Origin of the sequence: Chryseobacterium amylolyticum (genome assembly GCF_051011775.1) — a bacterium.
Classification (GTDB): Bacteria; Bacteroidota; Bacteroidia; order Flavobacteriales; family Weeksellaceae; genus Chryseobacterium.
This window is the reverse complement of record NZ_JBPCHX010000006.1, coordinates 53,307-76,499: the sequence shown is the minus strand read 5'-3', so window position 1 is coordinate 76,499 and position 23,193 is coordinate 53,307. Positions and strand designations below refer to the sequence as shown.

Below are 23,193 nucleotides of genomic sequence, written 5' to 3'. Positions count from 1 at the left end.
ACAACCGGCTGTTTTAAAAACAGCCGGTTTTTTATTCAGATTCTCTATCTTTATTAAACCATTACAAAATTATGTTATGCCCTGGAATCCCGAACTATACGATCAGTACAAAGATGTGCGTTATAAACCTTTTTATGATTTAGCTGCATTAATCAGGCCTGAAAACAATTTAAAAGCCATTGACCTAGGCTGTGGCACCGGAGAACAAACCTCCATCCTGACAGAAAAACTGGCAGGTTCTACATTTTTAGGAATTGATTCATCAGCAGAAATGCTTGAAAAATCAAAGAGATATGAAAGAGAGAATCTGCATTTTAAGCTTCAGACCATTGAGGAAACAGCGCAGATTGGCCAGAAGTGGGATCTCGTCTTTAGTAATGCCGCTTTGCAGTGGGTGGATGATCATGAAACTTTATTTCCTAAAATCATCGGGCTGCTATCACCTGGAGGTCAGCTAGCTATCCAGATGCCTGTTCAGAATGAAAATATACTGAACCAGATCCTGGCGCAAATGACAGATGAAGAACCTTATGTCACTTATTTACATCATTTTAAACGGGATTCCCCGGTACTTTCCATGGATGATTATGCACAGATATTATTTGACAACGGAATTCAGGATATAGAAATCTTCCAGAAGGTTTATCCTATCATTGCAGATGATCACGAAGCTTTATATGCCTTTATCTCAGGAACCGCATTACTGCCTTATCTTGAACGCCTTGAAGGAGAACAGAAAGAAAGTTTCATCACCGAATTTAAATCCCGTATTGCAAAAAGATTTACAAAATATCCGGCCATTTATGCATTTAAGCGCATCCTGATGTACGGACGTAAGAAATAAAAGATCTTTATCTATTAAATAAGCTGTCACGATTTTATGACAGCTTATTTTTTAGCATTCTTTAATTTTTCAGATTGAGGTTGTTTAAACTTTTATATTCATTATTTTAACCATAAAAGGCGCAAAAGTTTTAAACACTTCAATTTTTTAAGAATCAAACCTTAAGTGTACTTTTCTGCGGTATCATTTTAAACTTACTTAAATGAACTTAAGTGTTTTAAAATGAAGCCTTTTGTGACTTTTGTGGTTTTGTACAGTTTAAACAACTTTATTATATAAAAACGGACTCTTCTGTGTATAATCTGAATTTTCAATCTGAGAAACCAAAAACCCGGCAAGATCTGAAGCACTGATATTCTCTCCCTTACAATCTGTCAGATTTGCTTCAGTTGTGAAGTTTTCATCTGTAAGGTTAATTAATGGTAACCTTACCAAGGTCCAGTCCAGGTTACTTCCCAGAAGGAGTTCATACTCTTTTTGCTTATCTGCAGTAGTTTCAGGATAGTTTTGATACATCCATTCTGTAGCCATTTTTACTCTTTCATTTTTTTGATCGGATAAGGTATTTACGCTCAGTCCGGTAGTGACAATATACCGGGTGATTCCATGTGAGTTCATTGCTTTAATTATATTTTTCGCAGCATCACTGAAGATAGACTTCTCCCCTTTTGGCTGACCTAAAGTACTCATGACAAGATCAGTTCCCGTAATCAGTTTATGGACCGCTGCTTCATCCCTCGCATCTCCTTTTACCGGTTCAATTAAAGGATTCTGAAGAGTAAAGTTTTCAGGATGTCTCAGTAATAGCTTAAGAGAATGCCCTTTCTCAAGAAGGTGTTTTACCAGATATTGTCCGGATTTTCCCGTTCCGCCGATAACGGCAATTGTATATGTTTTCATAATGATTTTTTTAATGGTAAACATCAACAGCCAAAAGCAGATTAACCGCGAATGACCATTGATAAAGCAATTGACATATTGTTTTTCGCTTTGATAATGATATATAATAAATGTATCGGGTTCAGAAGTTTGAACCTAAGATTTCATGGATCAGAATATCCCTGAACAAGAGTAATATGTATTACGAGATTTTAATGAATTAAAGTTACTTTTTTTTCAGCATTAAAAAATCAAAAAATTTATGATTTTGACAACACTTTATAAAACATAAAGTATTTAACTTTGATAACAATCTTACTATCAATACATTCCAACTACACCAAATAAAAATATAATTATATGGAACCATTTACTGTTAACATTCCCGAATCGGTGATAACCGACCTGAAAACCCGCTTACAAAATACCCGATGGCCTGACGAGCCTGAAGGTGCCGGCTGGCATTACGGAACCAACGAAACCTATCTGAAAGAACTTACTCAATACTGGATCAATGATTACGACTGGCGGATGAATGAGCTGCAATTGAATCAACATCCTCAGTATACAACACATATAGACGGAATTCTGATTCATTTTCAATACATCAGGGGTAAAGGTCCCAATCCCAAGGCTTTAATCCTTACGCATGGCTGGCCGGATAGTTACTACCGTTTCCATAAGATCATTCCATTGCTTACAGAAGGTGAACAGAGTTTTGATCTGGTTATTCCTTCCATCCCGGGATTCGGATTTTCTGATAAAACAGCAGTCAGCAGTGAAAAGGTAGCAGATTTGTGGAAAAAACTGATGACTGAAGTACTTGGATATAAAAAATTCTGTGCTGCCGGAGGAGATATAGGCATGGGAGTTGTAAAATCGCTGACTTCAAAGTATCCTGAAGTAATGGAAGCCGTTCACCTTACAGACGTAGGATATCCAACCGGTCAGGAGGATCCGTCAACAATGAGTGAAGAAGAAAAGAAATTTGCACAGTTTGTCCAGCAATGGTGGTATAGTGAAGGTGCTTATGCGATGGTACAGTCTACCAAACCACAGTCGCTAGCGTACGGCCTGAATGACTCTCCCGTTGGGCTTGCAGGCTGGATCATAAGTTTTGCGAATGCAGGCGCTCCTCCGGAGCTTATTGAGACTGCATTTGGCGGAAAAGATGAAATGCTCACCAATATTATGATCTACTGGGTAACACAAACCATAGGTTCCTCTGCCAGAATGTATAAGGAAGACGCAGCAGCTTTATGGAGCGGAACCCAGGTTCATCAAAAAAGTAATGTCCCTGCAGGTGTGCTTGTATTTCCCCGTGAAGCTCAGTTTCCAAAAGAATGGGCAGAACGATTCGTACATGTGACCAGCTTTAAAAAAATGGATGAAGGAGGACATTTTGCAGCACTGGAATTACCCCATATATTTGCAGACGAATTAAGGTCATTCTTTTATTCTGTCACATAAAATCAAACCATGAAATATCCTATATCCATTACTCTTACAATTCCTTTGTTGGTCATGAGCTGTTCTGTTCAAAAAAAGAAGACTGAACACAATGATTACAAAGTACAACTGGATACCTTAACCCTGTTTGACCAAAGCAGGCACCGTAAGATTCCTGTTGTCATTTACCAGCCTGAAACCAATAAAAAGATTCCCGGCCAACAGGTGATTATTTTCAATCATGGATATGGCTTCAATAAAGGCGGAGATTATTTTGTTTACTCTTATTTAACGGAAAAGCTGGCTTCAAAAGGATATTTCACGGTAAGTATTCAGCATGAACTTGCAACAGACAATTTAATACCTACGGAAGGAATTCCGCAGATCGTAAGAAGGCCCTTCTGGCAAAGTGGTTCAGACAATATTCTGTTTGTGATTAATGAACTTAAAAAAACAAATCCTGACCTCGATTTCCGGCATCTTACCTTAATAGGACATTCCAATGGCGGTGATATGGCTGCATTGTTCAGCAACCAGCATCCTAATATGGTGTATAAGCTGATTACAATGGATAACCGGAGAATGTTTCTGCCGAGGACTTCCGTTCCTAAAATTTATACTTTACGTTCCAATGATTACCCTGCGGATCTGGGCGTGTTGCCTGATGAAGGGGAACAGAAAAAATATCATATCACAGTGCAGCCTACTTTGATCAATCATGGTCATATGGATAATAAGGGAAGTGATGAAGAAAAGCGGACCATAAATGATTTTATCTTACAATACCTTTCTGAACAGTAGTTTTCAAGATGATCACAAGTTATCCACAATTTTTTGTGGATAACTTGTGAATTTTAACATTTAATTCATGTTTCGTATTAAAATTATTACTACATTTACTATGTAATAAACATCGAAGTGGAAACTTTATTTGCTTTTCTTACTACTATTGAAATTGCAATTAAATTTGAAATAAAAATTTAAGCACAGCATTGTCGGCTGTGCTTTTTATTGTTGTCTAATTAAAAAAATGAGATGTATTATCTACTGGATCTGCCCCTAAAGGGCAGATTCTTTTATCTATATACTCTCCTTCCAGCACGGATTGTAGCCTCACCAGGAATCGAACCTGGATCTAAAGTTTAGGAAACTTCTATTCTATCCATTGAACTATGAGGCCTGGTTTGAATAATAAAATTACAAATTATTCTCCAAAAGAATAATATACCACAGAATCTGATATTTAAAAATCTTTACAAAAAAACCTCCCAATTTATCAGGAGGTAAAAAAAATGTCTCTTTTCAAACAATTTTAATTATCGTTTTCAAATATAATACCTCCGTATTTTTACGGTTATGATTGTAGTCATAACTCTACCGGATACCGTAAGGCGTGAGTATTAATTGTTTGTATATTGGCAATTTTAAAACCAATAAATCATGCCTAAAAAATGAAAATGGAGATTAGACATAACAATCTCCACTATTAGGTGAGGATTGTTTTTAGTAACAACTACTACAATATTTTTTCTCTACATACTCTTTATTACCTGAAGAATTTACATAATAACATCCTCCTTTTTCGCCTACATGCAAAATATGCCCATTGTAGGAGCATCCTACAGAATCAGTTCCGCCACCGCTACAAGATATCGATACAACAACGATTCCTATTAGTAAAATTATTTTTTTCATAGTACATTATTTAATTGCTGTAAAAATATAGTAAGGCCTCAGATATTAAATACGGATTTCCGTAAAACTATTAGAAGAATATTCAGCCTCCACTCTTTCTTAAATCAGCTCATTAAAAGCTTTTCATTAGATGGTGATATATTTATAGTAAATTGACACCTGCTTTTGTTGATAAGAAAAACCACAATATAGAGTCTCCAATATTCCACGTATAGAAACAACCACGTCAACCTGATTTTAAGCCAGGCTACTTAAAAGAATGAACAAACTATACCACAGAATCTTCAACAAAAAACCTCCCGAATCACTGGGAGGTCATACTGTAATTTGTCAGAAATATGAAATTTTCAATGGGCCAAATATAATAAGCACTTATATCATGGCAATATGATCTCAATCATATGCTCAATCTATTGCTGATACCTTCACCCTGCTGTTTTTAAGGTTAAATAATCATAAAGATTATCTTTAAGCTTTCGCTGTAATTTTAATTTCCACTTTCTGGCCCGGGAGAGCCAGTTCAGTCACTCCAACAATAGTGCTGGCAACAATACAGGGTTCACCATAGAATTCTTTTCCAAAAACCTGGCGGCCTGCAAACCCTTCCTGCATATCCGTTACATAGATAACTTCTTCTGTGATATGGCTCGCATTTAATCCAAATTCACTTAGTAATTTGCCTATATTCTGATACGTCTGCCTGAACTGATTTTCCATTCCTTCTGCAAGATTTCCTTCCCTATCATGTCCCAGTTGTCCTGAGATCCACACCGTATCACCGCTTTTCACCGATTGTACATATCCGTATACCTTTTCCCAAGGCATATCAAAGGTTTTGAATTCTTTAGTATTCATAATTTATTTTTTATTATTACCATACTTTATATTCAACAAATACGCACAAAACTTCAAATAATTAATTATCAACAATTTACACAACACCTCGTTTGTAAAATAAATACGAAATACCGTAGTTTTATATTTACATTATATACATATCCGGCGTTAAGCGTTCATATCAGATAATGGGTTTGCCTGATAACATTTTTATGGATCATATTATGCCAGTGCTTTCTTATACTCAGTTAAGGCCCTTTCACGGGCAAACGTATGTTCTACTATGGGTGAAGGATATTCAGGGGTATTCCATTCGGGGATCCATTTTTTAATATACTGCAGGTCTTTATCAAACTTTTCAGCCTGGGCTGTCGGATTAAAAACCCTGAAATAAGGCGCTGCATCACAGCCGCTTCCTGCTGCCCACTGCCAGTTTCCGTTATTGGCTGCGAGATCATAGTCATTCAGTTTTGAAGCAAAATAGGCTTCGCCCCACCTCCAGTCTATCAGCAGATGTTTACATAAAAAGCTTGCCACAATCATCCTCACGCGGTTATGCATATATCCTGTCTGGTTAAGCGCTCTCATCCCGGCATCTACTATGGGATATCCTGTTGTTCCTTCGCACCAGTGTCTGAACTCTTCTTCGTTATTCCGCCACTGAATATCATCATACTTTTCTTTAAAAGACTGATGGACAACTTGCGGAAAATGATATAAAATCTGCATAAAGAATTCACGCCAGATCAGTTCCGAAAGCCATACAGCATTATGCTTCAATGCAAAAGCCACACATTTTCTGATGCTGATAGTTCCAAAGCGCAAAGCAATTCCGAGCTGTGTTGTATGCTGTAGTGCCGGATAATCACGATATTGGTCGTAATCATCAATAATGGAAGCATCCAGAACAGGCTTAGAAAATTTAAAATCTGTTTTTTTGAAACCAATTTCCTTTACCGTTAGGATATCAGAATACTCCTGCGAAAAGAGGTTTTTAAAATTTAATGTAACCGATTGATAATGTTCAGGCGTTAATAATTCCCGCCACTTCTTTGCATATGGCGTGTACACCGTGTATGGGGTGCCGTCTTTTTTAACAATCTGGTTTTTATCAAAAATCACCTGATCTTTACAGGCTTTAAAAGGAATCTTCTTTTCAGTAAAAAAATAATAGATTTCCTTGTCTCTTTCAATCGCCTGAGGCTCATAATCCCGGTTACAGAATACACCTTCGATATCATATTCTTCTGACAGTTTCCTGAATATTTCAATAGGTCTGCCATAGTACGTATTGAGCTTTGAATGGTACTTTTTTAATGAAATATTGATATCCGTCAAAACCTGGTGAATATAATCAACCCGCCGGTCCTCTTTATCTTCCAGCTTTCCGAGAATATCGGTATCAAATATAAAAACAGGCATTACCGGAGCACCTGACTGAAGCGCATGGTGAAGTCCGATATTGTCTTCCAGCCTCAGATCACGTCTCAGCCAGAACAGGGTGATTTTGCTTTTCATGATTTTTCAAATTCAAACTACTTCTATCATTCCTTTGCCTGGAATGTTCTCACAAAAGATAAAGATACTGATTATCGCATAAAATCTTAAGATAAGTCTTAATTAAGCTTTATCATACGAATTTATTTGACCATATCCATTAAAATTTCCGATCTTTACAGGAATTTAAATGAAAGAACCTCTCAGCAATGGAAGAATTTGAAGTACCGGTAACTTATAAAGGGCAAGACCTGCTTTTCAACGGAAAGCTTGCTACTTTCTCTTATGGTTATAAACTGTATGTGGATGTTGATGGAACTGAAGTTGTTATTGAACGTGACGACCACGGCGACTTAAGAGCTCTTCTGCCGGATGCCGCTTCAGAAAAAAATATAGATAAAGGACTTATAGAAGCGATTGTTGAAGTATTCAGAGAACTTCATGTTTTATAATCTTTCCGAATAAAAAACTGTCCCAAAAGTCAAACAATTTAACTTTTGAGACAATCTCTTTTTTATCCGTATATTCTATTTTAGTTTTCTTTTACTCGAAAACAACATAATTTACTTTATCAACACCTGTATTTCCTGTTTTCTCGTGATAAGCGTATAGCACAAGCTCATAATTACCGGGAGAACTGATGATATGGCTTCCTTCAAAAAGGTTGGTTGAAACCAAAGACATATCTATGTTTTTCACGAATTTTCCGTCTTTCTTCAGGATCCCTTTTACTTCAATTTCATCAGAATTCCATACCCCCCCTTTGTCAATGACACATCCGCACATCATAACAATATTGGCCTGGAACAGAAATGGTTTGTCTTTAATGCTGTTTAATGCAATATACTGATGGGTTCTGGGCTTCAGAATATCAATAATATACCCCGGAATTTCAAGGATAATTCCTTCCCCAAGAATATGTTTTCCGGGAATCAGCCACAGTTCTGTACTGACAACTGCCTGTGCCTGTTTACTGTTTAAAGGAGAAATCACTTCTATATTCACAAATGTAGGTTCATCAATATCTACCGCAGCCATAAAACCTCCCGTCTGCTCATCTGCAATGGAATTTCCTCTGATTTTTGGCGCTTTCATTATCAGATCTGTGTTTCCGGTGCTTCCTGAAGTTTTTCCTTCTGCCAGAATTCTTTGATTCAGTTTATTTCTGATAATAATGTGAGCTCCTCCCAATGAGGTTCCGATAAATTTGGCATCCCTTGCTTTAGCCCTTATCATGATTTTTGTTTCCGTTGCAGAAACCATCATATGGGAAAAAATGAATGCTGTGATAAGAAGTAATGTTTTCATGATGGGTTTGATTTTAAATATTCTTTTTTGAAACGATGATGGAAAGATTCATTTTTCAGCTCCTGATCGATATGGTCCAGATACGTGAAAACCGAAAGGTCATCCGACAATACCTTCAATATGGCTTTTTCACAGCTGTCCCATACCTTCTCCAGTTCAGGCAGCATTTCTATTGCTTTATGAGATAATGAAATCATCTGTTTCCGTTTATCCACACTGTCTTTTTTGATAGTCAGATAACCCTTTTCAGTCATTTTTTTAACGATGACCACTACCGAAGGATGAGAATATCCCAACGGTTCAGCAATATCGGTAATTGAAATTTCTCCTTTCTTCTGCAGCAGCATAAAGACGAGATACCAGTTCGGTTCTACATCAATTCCAAATTCTTTATAAAATTTTCTGACATCATGAGACATCCGGTCACTGATTCTCTTCAGTCTGCTGTCTAAAGCTTTATATCCTAATTCTTTAATAAAGTCAAAATCCATTTGAAATATATTTACAGCAAATATATAAATATAAAGTTAACTATATAGTTAACTTTATATTTTTTTTGATTACCATTTTAAAACAATTAAGTATTATTTTCCGAAAAGCCGCATGAATACCAAAAAAATATAATACTTTTAAACATGAATCATACAGAAAAAATCATTTGGGAAATTGTAGAATTCCATAAGAATATTGAGAAATGGTTCCAGGGTAAAACAGAAAACCAGGAAAATCTTTACAGAAAACTGTTGTCGGGATTCCCGCCGGAATTCAAAATGCTTAATGGAAATGGCGATACAGTCACTTTATCTATGCTCACCGATTGGCTTCCAACCGTATTCGGTAAATTTCCGGAACGTACTATCCAGGTAGAAAACATAGAAGTAAACCATACTGATTATCATGGACTTGCCACCTATACTGAAACACAGATTACGGGAGAAACTGTTACCAGAAGAGCATCATCAGCCGTTTTTCTGCTCAATGAAGAAAAAGCGCTTTGGTTTCATCTCATAGAAAAATGGCTATAAATTTCATATGATAATCTCCTGACAGATATCGAAATGTCGTAAAATCAATTCTTATTCCTGAATACTTTCATCTGTCCGGCCATTATAGCCAACAGAATTCCAAAGCAGGCAAAAAGACCATATGAATACCTGAGATCAAAACTTTCGGCAATATAGCCGATGAGAGGCGGCCCCATCAGAAATCCTAAAAATGAAATGCTGGATACAAATGAGAGTGCAATACTCGGCGCTACCGTACTCACCTTTCCCACCGTACTGTAAACAGATGGAACACTCAGGGAACTTCCAAGCCCTATGATCATGAAAGCAATGATACAGATCCAGAGTTCCGGAAAGAAAACACTAAGAAAAAGTCCTCCGCTCATCAGTAACCCGCAACATTGCAGGACAACCTTTTTCCCGTATTTTTCAATAACTCTGTTTCCGATAAAACGACCTAAAGTCATCATTAAAATAAAACTCGTATAGCCCAGTATGACAAGATTTTCAGGTGCTTTAACTATAGTCTGAAAATAAACTCCGCTCCAGTCAAACATAGCGCCTTCAATTGCCATACTCAGAAAACCTATAATTCCCAGTCCAATCAGTGTCGGATTTACAGATTTAAAAATTGAACGGGTCTGAGGTTCTGCTTTATGGATAATATTGGTCAGATTCTGCCGGCTGTACAACCAGAGTATTCCTACAAGAATAAAAATAATCACGAAGTGATAAAAAGTTCCCACATGAAGACTGATCATCAATAAACCGAGAACTGCTCCCGTAAGCCCGGCAAAACACCATGCTCCATGATATGATGAAAGAAGAGTTCTTTTGGTCATGGATTCTATTTCAATAGCCTGGGTATTGATCGCTATATTGCACATGTTCCCGGATACTCCAAAGAAGAACAGGACCACTGCGAGAGTCCAGTAGGAAGGTGATAAACCGATCAGTAAAAGAAAGAAAGGATATAGCAAAAAACATCTTTTAATGATCCAGCTGCTTCCGTATATACTGATCAGCTTCCCGGCCAGAACCATTGTGGAAAGCTGTCCGATCGGCATCAGAAGTAAAAGTGTTCCCAATTCTGCCTCGTTGATGGAAAGGGCATTTTTAATGATAGGAATACGGCTGGCCCAGGAAGAAAAAACAAGTCCGTGGGCAAAGAAAAGTAAGAAGCAGGCTGTCGGCATTTTTGCATTAAAAGATTCTCTCTCATTCATTATACAGGGTGATAAAATTCCATTGCAAAGTTAAATACACCCATCTGTTAAAATATAATCCGTTTTTGTCATTTTTACGTTCCATTTTAACCAATAAAGAATAAACCGCCTGCCGTTTTAGTAAAATATCACTTTACTTTTGATCCTCAGGTCTTCAATTTTCATTAATTTCGTTCATAAAATGAACCATGAAAGAGAAATGGATTCCCTATCCGACAATTTTAGGCGGAAAAACAGTTGAACTGGTACCTCTTGAAAAAGAACATTTTGAAGAATTATATGCTGCGGCTGCAGATAAAGAACTTTGGGAACTGATTCCTACGGACTGCCCAGACAGAACTGTATTTTATAAAACCTATGAGTTTGCCCTTAGTGAAAGAGAAACCGGAAATCAATACCCGTTTGTAATACGTCATAAAGAAACTCAGAAACTGATTGGCTCCACTCGTTTTTTTGAAATTTATCCTGCAGATAAAAAACTGGAAATCGGATGGACATGGATTGCAAAAGAATTCTGGGGAACAACGATCAATCCTGAATGTAAACTAATGCTTTTAACCTTCTGTTTTGAAATCCTGAAAACCAACAGAGTACAGTTAAAAACAAAAGACAATAATTTCAGGTCAAGAAAGGCAATTGAAAAGATTGGTGGTGTATTCGAAGGTATTTTACGAAAAGACAAAGTATCAGGTGACGGAACCACAAGAAATGCTGCCTATTACAGTATTATCGATGATGAATGGAATGCTGCAAAGCTTAAAATCGAAAGACTGATCAAGGAAAAACAATAAAGTCAATATATCACAAAAGACAGTATGAATCTACTCCAATGGAAGACATCATACTGCCGCTTTATAAAGGCTTTAAAACTGAATCCCTGCTATTTTTTAATCATCTTTTTTGAAACGGAACCGCCGCTCTTCAATTCCCCATGCAGAATATATACTCCTTTCGGAAGGCTGGAAATATTGATCACTTTAGAATTCACTGCTGTTAAAACCGTTTTACCATCTAATGATGTCACCGTTATTTTGTTGATGTTTTCTTTAGAGCTTAATGTAATGAAATCGGCCCCCGGATTCGGATAAACGGATACATCTTTATGTCGGGTTTCCGGATCAGCGGTAGACAAAGTAACCGTTTCAGGATAAGAAACACTTTTCACAACGCTTGTATTCCCGTTGATGGTAAAAGTATTAATCGCAAAATTAAATACAATACCTGCACTCTGGCTTACCCACATATAAGACTCATTGGTATAATTGAAAGGCCCCGGTGTCTGCGTAGCTGTCCTCATTCTTTTTATTCTCAGAACGTTCGGGTAAGTTCCCGTAGGAGTCGTAATGGTTCCATAGGCATCCACAGTATATTCTACCTGCCCTGTTTCTGTCCCGTTAGGTACTCCTCCTGAAGTGATATTGATCTGATAAGTATCTGTAAACTGCTGCAGATAGGTAACCGGAAAATTAAAATTAACTAAAGGATCCGAATAAGCCATCAGCATATCTCCCGTATTGGCATAAGTTCCAAGCATTACATCCTGTGTATCAGATATGGAAGTAAAATCGTAGACATCAGAAAGGGTCGGTTTGGTTATCCTGTTAGCCGTCGGAAATCTGAAACAGTCAGCTTCACCCGGGCAGGCTTTTGTAGTGTTTGTATTGGCATTGGGAGCAGCATAGGCAGAAAAATCCCATGTGACATTCGCTCCGGAAGGACCTGCAGTCACCGTAGGTGCAACATCTCCTGCTCTGAACGTATAGGGTATATTGACCCTGTCAACAGCAGATCTCGTCACGGAAGGCTGAGCATACGCTATAATTCCTGCAACAAGAAATAAAACAGAATTTAGCTTTTTCATATTGTTTTGTTTAAAATTTGGCTATAACAAATGTATTTTTAGTTTCAAAAGCTATCAATCCTGAAAAAAAAGTATTTTTATCTACCTGAAATCAGGTATTTTTTATATCAGCATAAATCATTATTTTCTGTGAACAAAAAAACACCCGGTGTCCGGCCGGGTGATATCTTTTTAATTGAATGATTGTCTGTAACTCAGAGGTGTTTTATCTGTCTTCTTTTTAAACAGCTTATTGAATGACTGCGGATGCTCAAATCCCAGTGCATAGGCTACCTCTGATACGGAGAAAGCTGTAGTGGTAAGATATTCTTTCGCCTTTTCAATCAGTTTTTCATGGATGTGTTGTTGGGCATTCAGTCCGGTAAGATTACGAAGCATATCACTCAGATAATGAGGTGATAAATTCAGCGTGGAAGCAAGAAATTCAACTGTAGGAAGTCCCTTGTTCAGCGTTTCCTGCTTATTAAAATAATCTTCCAGCACAATATCCATCTTCGTCAGCAAATCATGATTGACAGCCTTTCTTGTGATAAACTGTCTTTTATAAAAGCGATTGCTGTAATTGAGAAGAACTTCAATATAAGAAATGATAACATCCTGGCTTACTTCATCAATCGCTGTATTCAGCTCGTATCTGATGTTATCCAGAAGTCCTGTTATTGTTGTTTTTTCCTGATCGGAAAGATGAAGAGCCTCATTGGTATCATAAGAAAAGAAACCGAAGTTCTTAATGTTCCTGGCAAGAGGATAACTTCTGATAAAATCCGGATGTACAAGTAAAGTATAGCCGGAATATTCAGCATTCTCATCGGTCGAAAGAACCTGTCCCGGAGCTGTAAACATCATTCCTCCTTCATTGAAATCATAATAACCCTGTCCATAACCCATTTTTCCGTTGGTAGAATATTTATACGAAATTTTATAAAAATCCAGAATAAAACTTCTCTTAAGCATCTCTTTATTGACCTTCATTTCTGTATTGTCCACAAGGCTTACCATCGGATGAAGAGGTTTGGGGAGCTGCAGTATATCATGCAGTTCCGATATGGATGAAATTTTCAGAGGGGTATTGTCTTTCTTTTCCATGATATAAAATTATAAATTATTAGAGGAAAAGACAGTATAAATGTGATTTACTTTATACTGTCTTTTAAGTTTCAGATTACATAAACTGCTTACGGAATTCTTCCCTGAAAGCTTCATCGCCAAGTTCAATACGCTGTGCATATAATGCTTTTGCATCTTCACCGGCAACGTATCTTAACTGTTTTTTACCATCTGTAGCAGCTTCATAAACCACTTCTGCAATCTGCTCCGGTGTAGAAGCAGCTTCCATCATCTCTCCCATCTTAGAAAACAGGGAGTTCGTCATTTCATCATATGCCGGAGTGGATGCTGAGTCCAGGGAACGGCTTACAAAATCTGTTTTGATACCTCCCGGAGACACGGTTTTAATATCTATACCAAATGGATTAAGCTCAAAAGCAAGGCTTTCACTCCAGCCTTCCAGTGCCCATTTTGTTGCATGATAAGTAGAACCCAACGGAAAAGCAACCAGTCCCCCAATCGAAGTGGTAGAAATAAACATTCCGTTCTTTTTCTCTCTGAAATAAGGAACAAATGCCTGTGTTACACGGATAACGCCCAATAAATTAGTGTCCAGCTGTTTTACGATCTGATCATCAGAAAGCGCTTCCAAAGGTCCTATAAGCCCATATCCTGCGTTGTTGTAAACCACATCAATGTCTCCCAGCTCAAGAGCCTGCTTAACGGTTGATTTGATCTGTTCCGGTTTGGTAACGTCCAGCGGAAGTACAGTTACATTTTCCAAAGCAGCAAGATCAGCTGCCGCTTCAGGGTTTCTCATGGTAGCGATTACCTTCCATCCTTTGTTTTGAAATAATCGGGCAGTTGCTTTTCCTAATCCTGTAGAAGCACCTGTTATAAAAATTGTTTTCATTTTTTTCTTGTTTTAAAATTACATGACAAAGTTCTGCAATGGAAGAAATCCGGAAGTTGCCAAAATGGGGTAAGCTGTAGCCAAAACGGATACGAAATATAGATTTGTTTTTTGTAAGTTTGCTCTATCAATTTTATGGCAGAATATATTCTTGACAACGTCAATATCAGTACACTTACCGTATACGACCTGCTGAAACATACCTCAGACAGTACATTTATCGGGATCAGGGATTTTCGGGAAATTTACCCCGTTGCCATTGAAAAAAACACTGCAATATTTACAAAGCAGTCTTCTTTATATGACTTCCCGATGGTAAGCATTACCAGAATCGGCAGTTCATTGCTCTGCTCCTGCACCTGTGACAATGAAAAGGAGCAGCTTTGCACTCATCAGGCAGAAATTATCCACTGTATCATAGAAGATAAGAATTACCGGCTGTTTTTCGATGATATGCTCCGTAAAAAGATTTTTCTTCCCAAAGCAAGAGGATATGGTCTTGAAAACGAAGCGGATCTGGATCAGTATTTTGAACTGCAATATACTGACGGCAGAATTGAGGCAGTTCCTAAAATCAAGGAAATGCTTCCTGTAGATGATGTTATCTTAAAAAGGGACCTGGTGCCTCAGTTTTCTTCGAAGCTGGATGAACTGGCTATTCAGAAAACAGCTAAAAAACAAATCCTTATAATTGGTAAACACAGGTATTATAACCACCTGACCTTTTCGTTAATGGAAGCAGAAACAACACAGTCAGGAAAAATAAAAAATCCGGTTTCCCCTGTTGATGCCATGCAGCTGATATGGAAAGCAGAAAAACCTGCAGACATTAAGTTTTATACAGCCATTACTTCCTTTCAGAACAACTACAATGAAGATTACAATCCGGCAGAACTGGAAGCTTTAAAGCTCATTGTACAGAATCCCCTGGAACTGGAGGTCTATTATCATGACCGGGAAATCGCAGAAACGGTTTCTGCAAAATCACTTTTTAAAGTTGAATTAAATACTTTAGATGCCGAGGTGCAATTATCTGTATTTAAGAAAGATCCGTTTTATGAAATAACAGGAGAACTGCAATTCAATGATGTTTCTGTCCCTTTCAAAAATGTTATCCTCAGAAATGAATATTTTGTATATAACCGTAACATTTTCAGCTTTGTAGATAATCCATACATGCTCAAAATCATAAGATTTTTTAAGGCTAATAATGAGATTTTGCTGGTTCATTCTTCAAAATACGAGGCATTCATGCAGAATATCCTCTCAACAATTGAAGAACATATTCACATCAATTACAGCTATATACAACATGCAACAGAAGTACAGCTTGAAGATAAAAATTATCAGGTTGAAAAAGTTATTTATCTCCGTCAGCAGGAAAATTATATAGGAATTACACCGGTCATGAAATATGGTGACATAGAAGTTCCGGTGTATTCAAGAAAGCAGATTTTTGATACCGATCAGAATGGCAATCCATTTAAAATAGAAAGGAATGAATCAGCAGAAGCCCGTTTTACCTCCCTGGTTATGCAGCAGCATCCTGATTTTGAGGCACAGATGGACGGATATCAGTATTTTTACCTTCACAGAGATAAGTTCCTGGATAACAACTGGTTTCTTGATGCTTTTGAGACGTGGCGAAATGAAGGAATAACCATACTTGGCTTTAACGAATTAAAAAACAATAAATTAAACGCCCACCGGGCTAAAATCAATATTCAGATCACCAGCGGCCTGGATTGGTTTAATGCTAAATTAAAAGTAGGATTTGGTCCTAAAGAAGCTTCTTTAAAACAACTTCACCGTGCGATCCGGAATAAAAGTAAATTCGTCCAGTTAGATGACGGCAGTATGGGAATCCTTCCTGAAGAATGGATGGAAAAGATATCCGCTTATTTCCGGGCAGGAGAAATAGATGAAGAAATCCTGAAAATTCCGAAAATCAATTTTACGGAAGTGACATCGCTGTTCGAAAAAGAAATCCTGAGCAAGGAAATTCAGGAAGAACTTACTTCCTATGCCGCAAAGTTTTCAAAAGTAAAGGATATTCCGGAAGCTGCTATTCCTGCTGAACTGAAGGCAGAACTCAGGGATTACCAGCATGAAGGGCTTAACTGGCTCAACTTTCTCGATGACTTCAACTTCGGCGGGTGTCTTGCAGATGACATGGGTCTTGGGAAAACGATCCAGATCATTGCTTTCATTCTTTCACAGAGAGAAAAAAGGGGGTATACAACCAACCTGATTGTGGTTCCCACTTCCCTGCTGTTCAACTGGCAGGAAGAGATCAGCAGATTTGCGCCATCTGTAAAAGTTCTGCTTCATTATGGTGCCGACAGGCCGAAAACTACAGCTCATATGCCCGGCTATGAAGTAGTTCTCACCACCTACGGAATGCTGCTTTCAGACATTAAGTTTCTGAAAAGTTTTAATTTCAATTATGTAATTCTGGACGAATCCCAGGTAATTAAAAATCCAAATTCAGAAAGATATAAAGCCGCCCGTCTGCTTCAATCGCGAAACAGGATTGTACTGACAGGTACCCCTGTTGAAAACAGTACTTTTGACCTTTACAGCCAGCTTTCTTTTGCCTGTCCCGGATTGTTGGGTAGCAAGCAGTATTTTAAAGATATTTATGCCATTCCCATTGATAAGTTTGAATACAGCAAACGCGCTATCGAACTTCAGCAAAAAGTAAAGCCATTCATCCTCAGAAGAACAAAGAAACAGGTTGCCAAAGAACTTCCGGAGAAGACGGAAACAGTCATTTACTGTGAAATGAATACGGAACAGCGCAAGATCTACGACGCCTATGAAAAAGAGCTCCGTGAATTTGTTGCAGCCAATGATGACGATGACCTGAATAAAAACAGCATGCACGTTCTTACAGGGCTTACAAGGCTCAGACAGATCTGTAATTCACCTGTTTTGATGAAAGAGGGATATTCCGGTGAAAATGCCGTTAAAATTGAAATTCTGACGGAACAGATCCTTGGAAAGTCAAAAGATCATAAAATCCTTGTTTTCTCACAGTTTGTCGGAATGCTGGATCTGATAAAGGCAGAATTGGAACAGCACAACATCGGGTATGAATATTTAACAGGGCAGACGAAAGACAGAGGAGAAAAGGTAGCACATTTTCAGAACAATGAAAATATCCGTGTATTTCTGATCAGCTTAAAGGCTGGCGGTGTTGGTCTCAATCTTACCCAGGCTGATTATATTTACCTTGTAGACCCATGGTGGAACCCTGCAGCGGAAAACCAGGCCATCGACCGCTGCTACCGTATAGGCCAGACCAAAAATGTAATTGCTGTACGGATGATCTGTTCCAATACCGTTGAAGAAAAAATTCTTACGCTTCAGAAAAAGAAAAAGCAACTGACTCAGAATCTGCTCACTACCGATGGTAAGAAGCTTCAGGGACTGTCTAAGCAGGATCTTATGGATTTACTTGGGCCCGGTTCATAATGTGCATTCTTTATTCATAGGCTTACAACAGAAGTCTTTACAGTTCTTTAAAAATAAAACCGACAGGTAAAAACCTGTCGATAAAAAACAAAAATTGATATGGATATGATTTAGATATGATGTGTCTGCTGTACTATTTTTTTCTGAATTCCTTGCTGCGTTACTGAAGAAGGTTTTAAAAGGACTATTTAATTTTCCTGAGGCAAATTTATATTTATTTAGAATGAATAAAAATAATAAAGTAATGATATTTATCATTTCAGATAAAAAATACCCATGTCTGTTAGAAGTAACCAAGGAATCATTCAATTTAACAGCAGATCATCAATATACTATAAATAAGCAGACCCATCCTGAATTTATTCAAGAAAGGTCTGTTCTATATAATAATAATCTAAGTATTAAGCTGTTTAACTTACATTCTCAATAAGAATTGCCGAAGCACCCCCTCCTCCATTACAGATGGCAGCTATACCATATCTTCCTTTTTCCTGACGAAGTACATTGACGAGAGTGGTAACAATTCTTGCTCCTGAAGCGCCAATAGGATGTCCCAAAGCAACTGCTCCACCATATACATTCACCTTGTTCAGATCATACCCTAGGATCTGCTGGTTGGACAAGATGACTGAGGAATAAGCCTCATTAATTTCAAAGTAATCAATATCGGATAAACTGAGGCCGGTTTGTTTCAGGATCTTCTGAATCGCTACAGACGGAGAAGTAGTAAACCATTCCGGCGCCTGGGCTGCATCTGCATAAGCGATGATCCTGGCCAACGGATTCAGATGATGACGTTCAAGGGCTTCTTTAGACACTAACAGCAATGCTGCTGCTCCGTCATTCAGATTACTGGAGTTGGCAGCCGTCAGTGTTCCGTCTGCTTCAAATGCAGGTTTCAGGAGAGAAATTTTCTCCGGTATCAATTTATCAATATCTTCATCTTTATCAACAGCTGTTGTTCCTTTTTTACCTTCCACCGATATTGTGATCAGTTCATTATTAAATTTCCCGGTTTTTGCGGCGTCCTGAGCTCTCTGGTATGAGAACAATGCATATTCATCAAGCTGTTGTCTTGTTAATCCATATTTTTTTACTCCCAGTTCAGCAGCACTTCCCATGTGAAAATCATTATAGACATCCCATAACCCGTCTTTTATCAGTCCATCCGTGAGGCTGGTATCTCCTAACTTGGTTCCCTGTCGTAGTTTGACGTAATGCGGAACATTGCTCATACTCTCCATTCCTCCTGTCATAACGATATTTTCCAATCCAAGCTGGATCTGCTGGGCACCCATCATGGCTGATTTCATTCCGGACGCACAGACCTTATTGATCGTTGTAGCATCTTTATCAACAGGAATTCCTGCAAAAATTGCAGCCTGTCTTGCCGGTGATTGTCCAAGTCCTGCACTCAGTACATTTCCCATATACACACTGTCTATATGCTCCGGAGCAATCCCGAGGCTTTCAAAGCTGTTCTTTATGGCAATAGCTCCAAGCTGAGGAGCTGTAAAGCCGGAAAGGCTTCCCATAAAACCACCAACGGGGGTTCGTTTTGCTGCTACTATAAATACTTCTTTCATTGATTTCACTTTTATAATATACCGATCAGTATATTTCAAATTAAAAAAAACCCTTTTTCTTTGCAAGGGAACTCAACAAAGATAATAAAAAATACCGATCGGTATATTGATAAATTAAAAAAATCTTACGTTTTACGGTAAGATTTCGGTTTTTATGCTCTGCTAAGCTGATCCAGTTTTTTCAGAAGCGTGGGTATTCTGTAATTTCCATACATTTTCTCTACCATGCACTTAGCTTCATCTATATCAATCCCTCTGGCGGTAACAAAAAGCGGGGTTTTGCTATCTCCACGGAATACACTTCTACGCCGGGAGTCTGGAGTTGTGAATTCATTTTTTGCCACTCCAACAATAGGATATTTCATTTCCAATGCTTCGTAAAGATGTCCTCCCAGTCCTATTTTTCCATCATTATCCAAAGTGACATATCCGTCAACAATAATAATATCTTCGGGGCTTAATGCTATTTTTTTCAGCAGACTCAGAATACAGGGCAATTCTCTTTTGTAAAAGGCCCCGCTTTCATATTCCGAACTCACGGGTGTTTGTTCTATAAAAGTTTCCACTTCTTTTTCAGATGTCCAGTCTTCAAATGCAATACATACGGTATTGGCATAGTCCTCATAATAGTAAGTATCAAATGCGTAAATCATATTTCCATTCTTAAAAAAACTCACCGAAATGCCACAAAATCCCCGACGGATCATGTACAAAACATTCTTTCCCCCAATCCATTGTTCTTACGGGAGTAAGCTTCACATTTTCATATTTATCGGTAAGGCTCAGAGACAAAAGCTCATTCCAGAAGTCATCCGTGCTGGCAACTTCCATAAAAACCATGGTATTATCAACCCAGTCTTTTGCGTAATAATCCTGAAGATAAAAACCTATCTCATCTCTTATAAACAGAGACAGTTTTGGTTCCAGAACAATTTCTTCAAACCCAAGATCCCTGTAAAAGCTTCTGCTGATCTCAAAGTCCTGTGCCCCGATAAAAGGTCTGATGGATTTCAATATTGGTTTCATATGCCTGATTTTTTGAGCCTTATTTTTAATCCTTACCAAGGTTATTAATCTTAAACAAGAATTTAATTTCCTGATTATTTTCTGTCAACCACCAGCCTCTCCTCCCTGTTGGCAATATCCCATGCTGTGGTGAAAATAAGCTGGGTTCTTTTTTCCAGTAACTGATAATCAATCTTTTCAGGATCATCTGTTGGCTTATGATAGTCTTCATGAATACCGTCAAAGAAGAATGCTACAGGAATATTATGTTTGGCAAAATTATAGTGGTCTGAACGGTAATACAACTGTTCAGGATCATTCAAATCATCGTATTTGTAATTCAGTTCCAGGTTGTTGGTTCTTTTATTTGCTGCTTCATTAATTACTTTAAGCTGAGAACTCAGCATTTCAGAACCAATTACATACACATACTGTTTTCCCCTGTTGGCAGGATCATCACGTCCTATCATATCTATATTAAGATCAACAACGGTGTTGGCTAATGGAAAAACAGGATTTTCAGAATAATATTCTGAACCAAACAAGCCATGCTCTTCTCCTGTAACATGCAGGAACAAAACAGATCTTTTAGGTCCCTTTCCTGCTTTTTTAGCCTGTTGGAATGCTTTGGCAATTTCCATTACAGCTACAGTTCCGCTTCCATCATCGTCTGCCCCGTTGTATACTACTCCGTTTTTGGTCCCTACGTGATCATAGTGTGCAGAGACAACCACAATTTCCTCAGGTTTTTCGCTGCCCTCGATAAAGGCAAGGATATTTTCGGAATCAGGAAGGTTTCCTCCCCCTCTTTTTTTCATAAATTCAGACGGAACTTTCTGATAGTAAGAAGGTAATGCTTTAGGTGCTGAAATGCCCAGCTTTTTATAGTAATTAACAATATACTCACCCGCTTTTTTCTGGCCTTTGCTTCCGGTATCACGCCCCTCCATATCATCTGCTGCAATTACATACAGGTTTTTCTTCAGGTCATCAGCATTAATCACTTCATATGCTTTGTTAAATGCTCTGTTATGCTTTGTTGAAACAGGATGGGAGGCATTGCCGTCAGATATTTTTGCCGTTCCGCAGCTGGTCGCCATCGCCATTGCAAATAACGGAATAAGTATTTTTTTCATAAAGAATAAATTTCTTAAAAATAACAATTTTTATGGAATAGCACTATAATTAATCATATTGTAAAATAATAAAACACCCATTATGAATTTAACAACACATTAGCTTAAAAAACAATCTGATATCAAAATTTTATTATATTTGATTAAAAAGACAAAATAGGTGGATAAAATTTACGGATTTACGCATTACTCCTTTTTTACGGAAATGTCTGAGCTGGCAGCCAGACACGGAAGCTTTGACCTATCTCTTGGGCTTCCCGATTTTGATATTGATGAACGTCTAAGGGTATTTTTAAAAGAAGCTGCAGACGAACAGACTCATCATTACGAACCTCTTGCAGGAAATCCGCTGCTGATTGAGAGTATTATCCGTTTCAACGCAAAAAGAATCCATAAAATTTCTGTTACAACCAGTGAAGTTACCGTTGTTCCATGTGCAACCTTTGCTTTATATACATCCCTCAAATCTGTTCTTAATCAGAATGATGAAGTTATCATTATTCAGCCGTCTTATTACACCTACGGGCCTGCTGTTGTCATGAATGGTGGAACTCCCGTGTATTATGATCTTGAAGAAAACTTTACAATCAACTGGGATTTGTTTAAAAACTGTATTACTGAAAAAACAAAAGCAGTCATTGTCAATTCTCCCCAGAATCCAACCGGAAAAATATGGACAAAGGAAGACTGGCATCAGCTATATGAACTGATTAAAGACCGGGATATCTATTTGATTTCTGAAGAAATATATGACACTTACTGCTATGATGAAACTGAGCATTACAGTTCGTTCATTCATCCAGGGCTCAGGGAAAAGACCTTCTGTATTTTTTCTTTCGGCAAAATGTTTCATACTTCAGGGTGGAAAGTAAGCTATATGCTCACTTCTGAAACTTTAACAAAGAGATTTCGATGCCATCAACAGTATATTTCCTACGGCGCCAATGCTCCGGCTCAATATGCCATCTCAAAATATCTTGACGTATTTGATCCGGATATCAATAAAAAGCTTATGCAGAAGAAAAGAGATGTTTTTAATGAAATGATTAAAGAAACCCCTTTTCAGGTTGAACAACTGGCGGAAGGAAGTGTCTTCCAGGTTGTAAATTTCAGGAACATTTCTAAAAGCATGACGGATATAGAATTTTCCAAGTGGCTGACTATTGAAAAAAAGGTATCCTGCCTTCCACTTTCGGCTTTTTATAATTCAAGACAGAATTCTGATTATGTCAGGTTCAGTTTTGCTAAAAAGGATGAACTGATTATTCAGGCACTGGAATATTTGAGAAAGAACCTTTAATCATTTCACATATTTGTTTTTCCCGCAAATCACACAGATTTGTACAGATGATGATGGATATTTTATTTTTTGCTGTTGTCTTTCTTGACCTAAATGACAAACAAATATAATAAAAAAGCACCGCTACAG

The 23,193-nt window shown here is 37.8% G+C and carries 22 protein-coding genes and 1 tRNA gene; 8 read left to right on the top strand and 15 right to left on the bottom strand.

Going from position 1 to position 23,193, the window contains the following annotated elements; translation table 11 throughout:
- Nucleotides 1-76 precede the first annotated feature (76 nt).
- Nucleotides 77-844 carry a methyltransferase domain-containing protein gene (locus tag ACR1PO_RS16900; protein WP_433987529.1) on the top strand — a complete coding sequence of 256 codons (768 nt, stop codon included), beginning with the start codon at nt 77-79 and terminating at the stop codon, nt 842-844.
- Between the two features lie 258 nt (nt 845-1,102).
- On the opposite strand, the gene ACR1PO_RS16895 is transcribed toward ACR1PO_RS16900, so the two are convergent.
- Nucleotides 1,103-1,744: an NAD(P)-dependent oxidoreductase gene (locus ACR1PO_RS16895; RefSeq protein ID WP_433987528.1), complete on the bottom strand. Its 642-nt coding sequence runs from the start codon at nt 1,742-1,744 to the stop codon at nt 1,103-1,105.
- A gap of 339 nt (nt 1,745-2,083) precedes the next feature.
- Between ACR1PO_RS16895 and ACR1PO_RS16890 the strand changes: the two genes are divergently transcribed.
- Entirely contained in the window at nt 2,084-3,193 is a 1,110-nt protein-coding gene (locus ACR1PO_RS16890; RefSeq protein WP_433987527.1) for an epoxide hydrolase family protein, read from the top strand.
- 9 nt (nt 3,194-3,202) lie between these two features.
- Entirely contained in the window at nt 3,203-3,973 is a 771-nt protein-coding gene (locus tag ACR1PO_RS16885) for an alpha/beta hydrolase (RefSeq protein ID WP_433987526.1), read from the top strand.
- A 307-nt stretch (nt 3,974-4,280) separates the two neighbouring features.
- Here the strand turns inward: ACR1PO_RS16885 and ACR1PO_RS16880 are convergent.
- The 4 genes from ACR1PO_RS16880 to ACR1PO_RS16865 form a co-directional block, all read right to left on the bottom strand.
- Nucleotides 4,281-4,352 (bottom strand) — tRNA-Arg (locus ACR1PO_RS16880).
- A gap of 323 nt (nt 4,353-4,675) precedes the next feature.
- A complete protein-coding gene (locus tag ACR1PO_RS16875; RefSeq protein WP_433987525.1) occupies nt 4,676-4,867 on the bottom strand; it encodes a hypothetical protein in 192 nt (63 codons plus the stop codon).
- 468 nt (nt 4,868-5,335) lie between these two features.
- Nucleotides 5,336-5,722 carry a Rid family hydrolase gene (locus ACR1PO_RS16870; RefSeq protein ID WP_433987524.1) on the bottom strand — a complete coding sequence of 129 codons (387 nt, stop codon included), beginning with the start codon at nt 5,720-5,722 and terminating at the stop codon, nt 5,336-5,338.
- A gap of 204 nt (nt 5,723-5,926) precedes the next feature.
- On the bottom strand, nt 5,927-7,222 hold the full coding sequence (locus tag ACR1PO_RS16865) for a cryptochrome/photolyase family protein (RefSeq protein WP_433987523.1): 1,296 nt from the start codon (nt 7,220-7,222) through the stop codon (nt 5,927-5,929).
- A gap of 188 nt (nt 7,223-7,410) precedes the next feature.
- On the opposite strand from ACR1PO_RS16865, the gene ACR1PO_RS16860 reads away from it, so the two are divergent.
- On the top strand, nt 7,411-7,653 hold the full coding sequence (locus ACR1PO_RS16860) for a hypothetical protein (protein ID WP_433987522.1): 243 nt from the start codon (nt 7,411-7,413) through the stop codon (nt 7,651-7,653).
- A gap of 91 nt (nt 7,654-7,744) precedes the next feature.
- Here the strand turns inward: ACR1PO_RS16860 and ACR1PO_RS16855 are convergent, their stop codons facing one another.
- Nucleotides 7,745-8,509 (bottom strand): hypothetical protein, encoded by a 765-nt coding sequence (locus ACR1PO_RS16855; protein WP_433987521.1) that lies wholly within the window; start codon nt 8,507-8,509, stop codon nt 7,745-7,747.
- Nucleotides 8,506-9,000: a MarR family winged helix-turn-helix transcriptional regulator gene (locus tag ACR1PO_RS16850; RefSeq protein ID WP_433987520.1), complete on the bottom strand. Its 495-nt coding sequence runs from the start codon at nt 8,998-9,000 to the stop codon at nt 8,506-8,508. Before ACR1PO_RS16850 ends, ACR1PO_RS16855 begins: the two co-directional genes overlap by 4 nt.
- Nucleotides 9,001-9,144: 144 nt before the next feature.
- On the opposite strand from ACR1PO_RS16850, the gene ACR1PO_RS16845 reads away from it, so the two are divergent.
- A complete protein-coding gene (locus tag ACR1PO_RS16845) occupies nt 9,145-9,534 on the top strand; it encodes a hypothetical protein (RefSeq protein ID WP_433987519.1) in 390 nt (129 codons plus the stop codon).
- 44 nt (nt 9,535-9,578) lie between these two features.
- Here ACR1PO_RS16845 and ACR1PO_RS16840 read toward each other — a convergent pair whose 3' ends face one another.
- A complete protein-coding gene (locus ACR1PO_RS16840) occupies nt 9,579-10,739 on the bottom strand; it encodes an MFS transporter (protein WP_433987518.1) in 1,161 nt (386 codons plus the stop codon).
- A gap of 188 nt (nt 10,740-10,927) precedes the next feature.
- On the opposite strand from ACR1PO_RS16840, the gene ACR1PO_RS16835 reads away from it, so the two are divergent.
- A complete protein-coding gene (locus ACR1PO_RS16835; RefSeq protein ID WP_433987517.1) occupies nt 10,928-11,530 on the top strand; it encodes a GNAT family N-acetyltransferase in 603 nt (200 codons plus the stop codon).
- 89 nt (nt 11,531-11,619) lie between these two features.
- Here ACR1PO_RS16835 and ACR1PO_RS16830 read toward each other — a convergent pair whose 3' ends face one another.
- The 3 genes from ACR1PO_RS16830 to ACR1PO_RS16820 all read right to left on the bottom strand — a co-directional run bounded on the left by ACR1PO_RS16830 (nt 11,620) and on the right by ACR1PO_RS16820 (nt 14,560).
- Nucleotides 11,620-12,600 carry a T9SS type A sorting domain-containing protein gene (locus tag ACR1PO_RS16830; RefSeq protein ID WP_433987516.1) on the bottom strand — a complete coding sequence of 327 codons (981 nt, stop codon included), beginning with the start codon at nt 12,598-12,600 and terminating at the stop codon, nt 11,620-11,622.
- Nucleotides 12,601-12,771: 171 nt separating this feature from the next.
- A complete protein-coding gene (locus tag ACR1PO_RS16825; protein WP_433987515.1) occupies nt 12,772-13,686 on the bottom strand; it encodes a helix-turn-helix domain-containing protein in 915 nt (304 codons plus the stop codon).
- Nucleotides 13,687-13,762: 76 nt separating this feature from the next.
- Nucleotides 13,763-14,560 carry an SDR family oxidoreductase gene (locus tag ACR1PO_RS16820; protein WP_433987514.1) on the bottom strand — a complete coding sequence of 266 codons (798 nt, stop codon included), beginning with the start codon at nt 14,558-14,560 and terminating at the stop codon, nt 13,763-13,765.
- 135 nt (nt 14,561-14,695) lie between these two features.
- Here ACR1PO_RS16820 and ACR1PO_RS16815 point away from each other — a divergent pair, with 135 nt between their 5' ends.
- A complete protein-coding gene (locus ACR1PO_RS16815; protein ID WP_433987513.1) occupies nt 14,696-18,037 on the top strand; it encodes a DEAD/DEAH box helicase in 3,342 nt (1,113 codons plus the stop codon).
- A 410-nt stretch (nt 18,038-18,447) separates the two neighbouring features.
- On the opposite strand, the gene ACR1PO_RS16810 is transcribed toward ACR1PO_RS16815, so the two are convergent.
- The 4 genes from ACR1PO_RS16810 to ACR1PO_RS16795 form a co-directional block, all read right to left on the bottom strand.
- Nucleotides 18,448-19,623, bottom strand: a complete 1,176-nt coding sequence (locus ACR1PO_RS16810) for an acetyl-CoA C-acyltransferase (RefSeq protein WP_433987512.1) — start codon at nt 19,621-19,623, stop codon at nt 18,448-18,450.
- A 152-nt stretch (nt 19,624-19,775) separates the two neighbouring features.
- Nucleotides 19,776-20,276, bottom strand: a complete 501-nt coding sequence (locus tag ACR1PO_RS16805; protein ID WP_433987511.1) for an endonuclease V — start codon at nt 20,274-20,276, stop codon at nt 19,776-19,778.
- 10 nt (nt 20,277-20,286) lie between these two features.
- Nucleotides 20,287-20,649 (bottom strand): VOC family protein, encoded by a 363-nt coding sequence (locus ACR1PO_RS16800; protein WP_332387052.1) that lies wholly within the window; start codon nt 20,647-20,649, stop codon nt 20,287-20,289.
- 74 nt (nt 20,650-20,723) lie between these two features.
- The gene (locus ACR1PO_RS16795) at nt 20,724-21,764 is read right to left on the bottom strand and encodes a M28 family metallopeptidase (protein WP_433987510.1); all 1,041 of its coding nucleotides are present in this window, start codon (nt 21,762-21,764) and stop codon (nt 20,724-20,726) included.
- A 160-nt stretch (nt 21,765-21,924) separates the two neighbouring features.
- Here ACR1PO_RS16795 and ACR1PO_RS16790 point away from each other — a divergent pair, with 160 nt between their 5' ends.
- Nucleotides 21,925-23,064 (top strand): aminotransferase class I/II-fold pyridoxal phosphate-dependent enzyme, encoded by a 1,140-nt coding sequence (locus tag ACR1PO_RS16790; RefSeq protein WP_433987509.1) that lies wholly within the window; start codon nt 21,925-21,927, stop codon nt 23,062-23,064.
- The last annotated feature ends 129 nt before the right edge of the window (nt 23,065-23,193 follow it).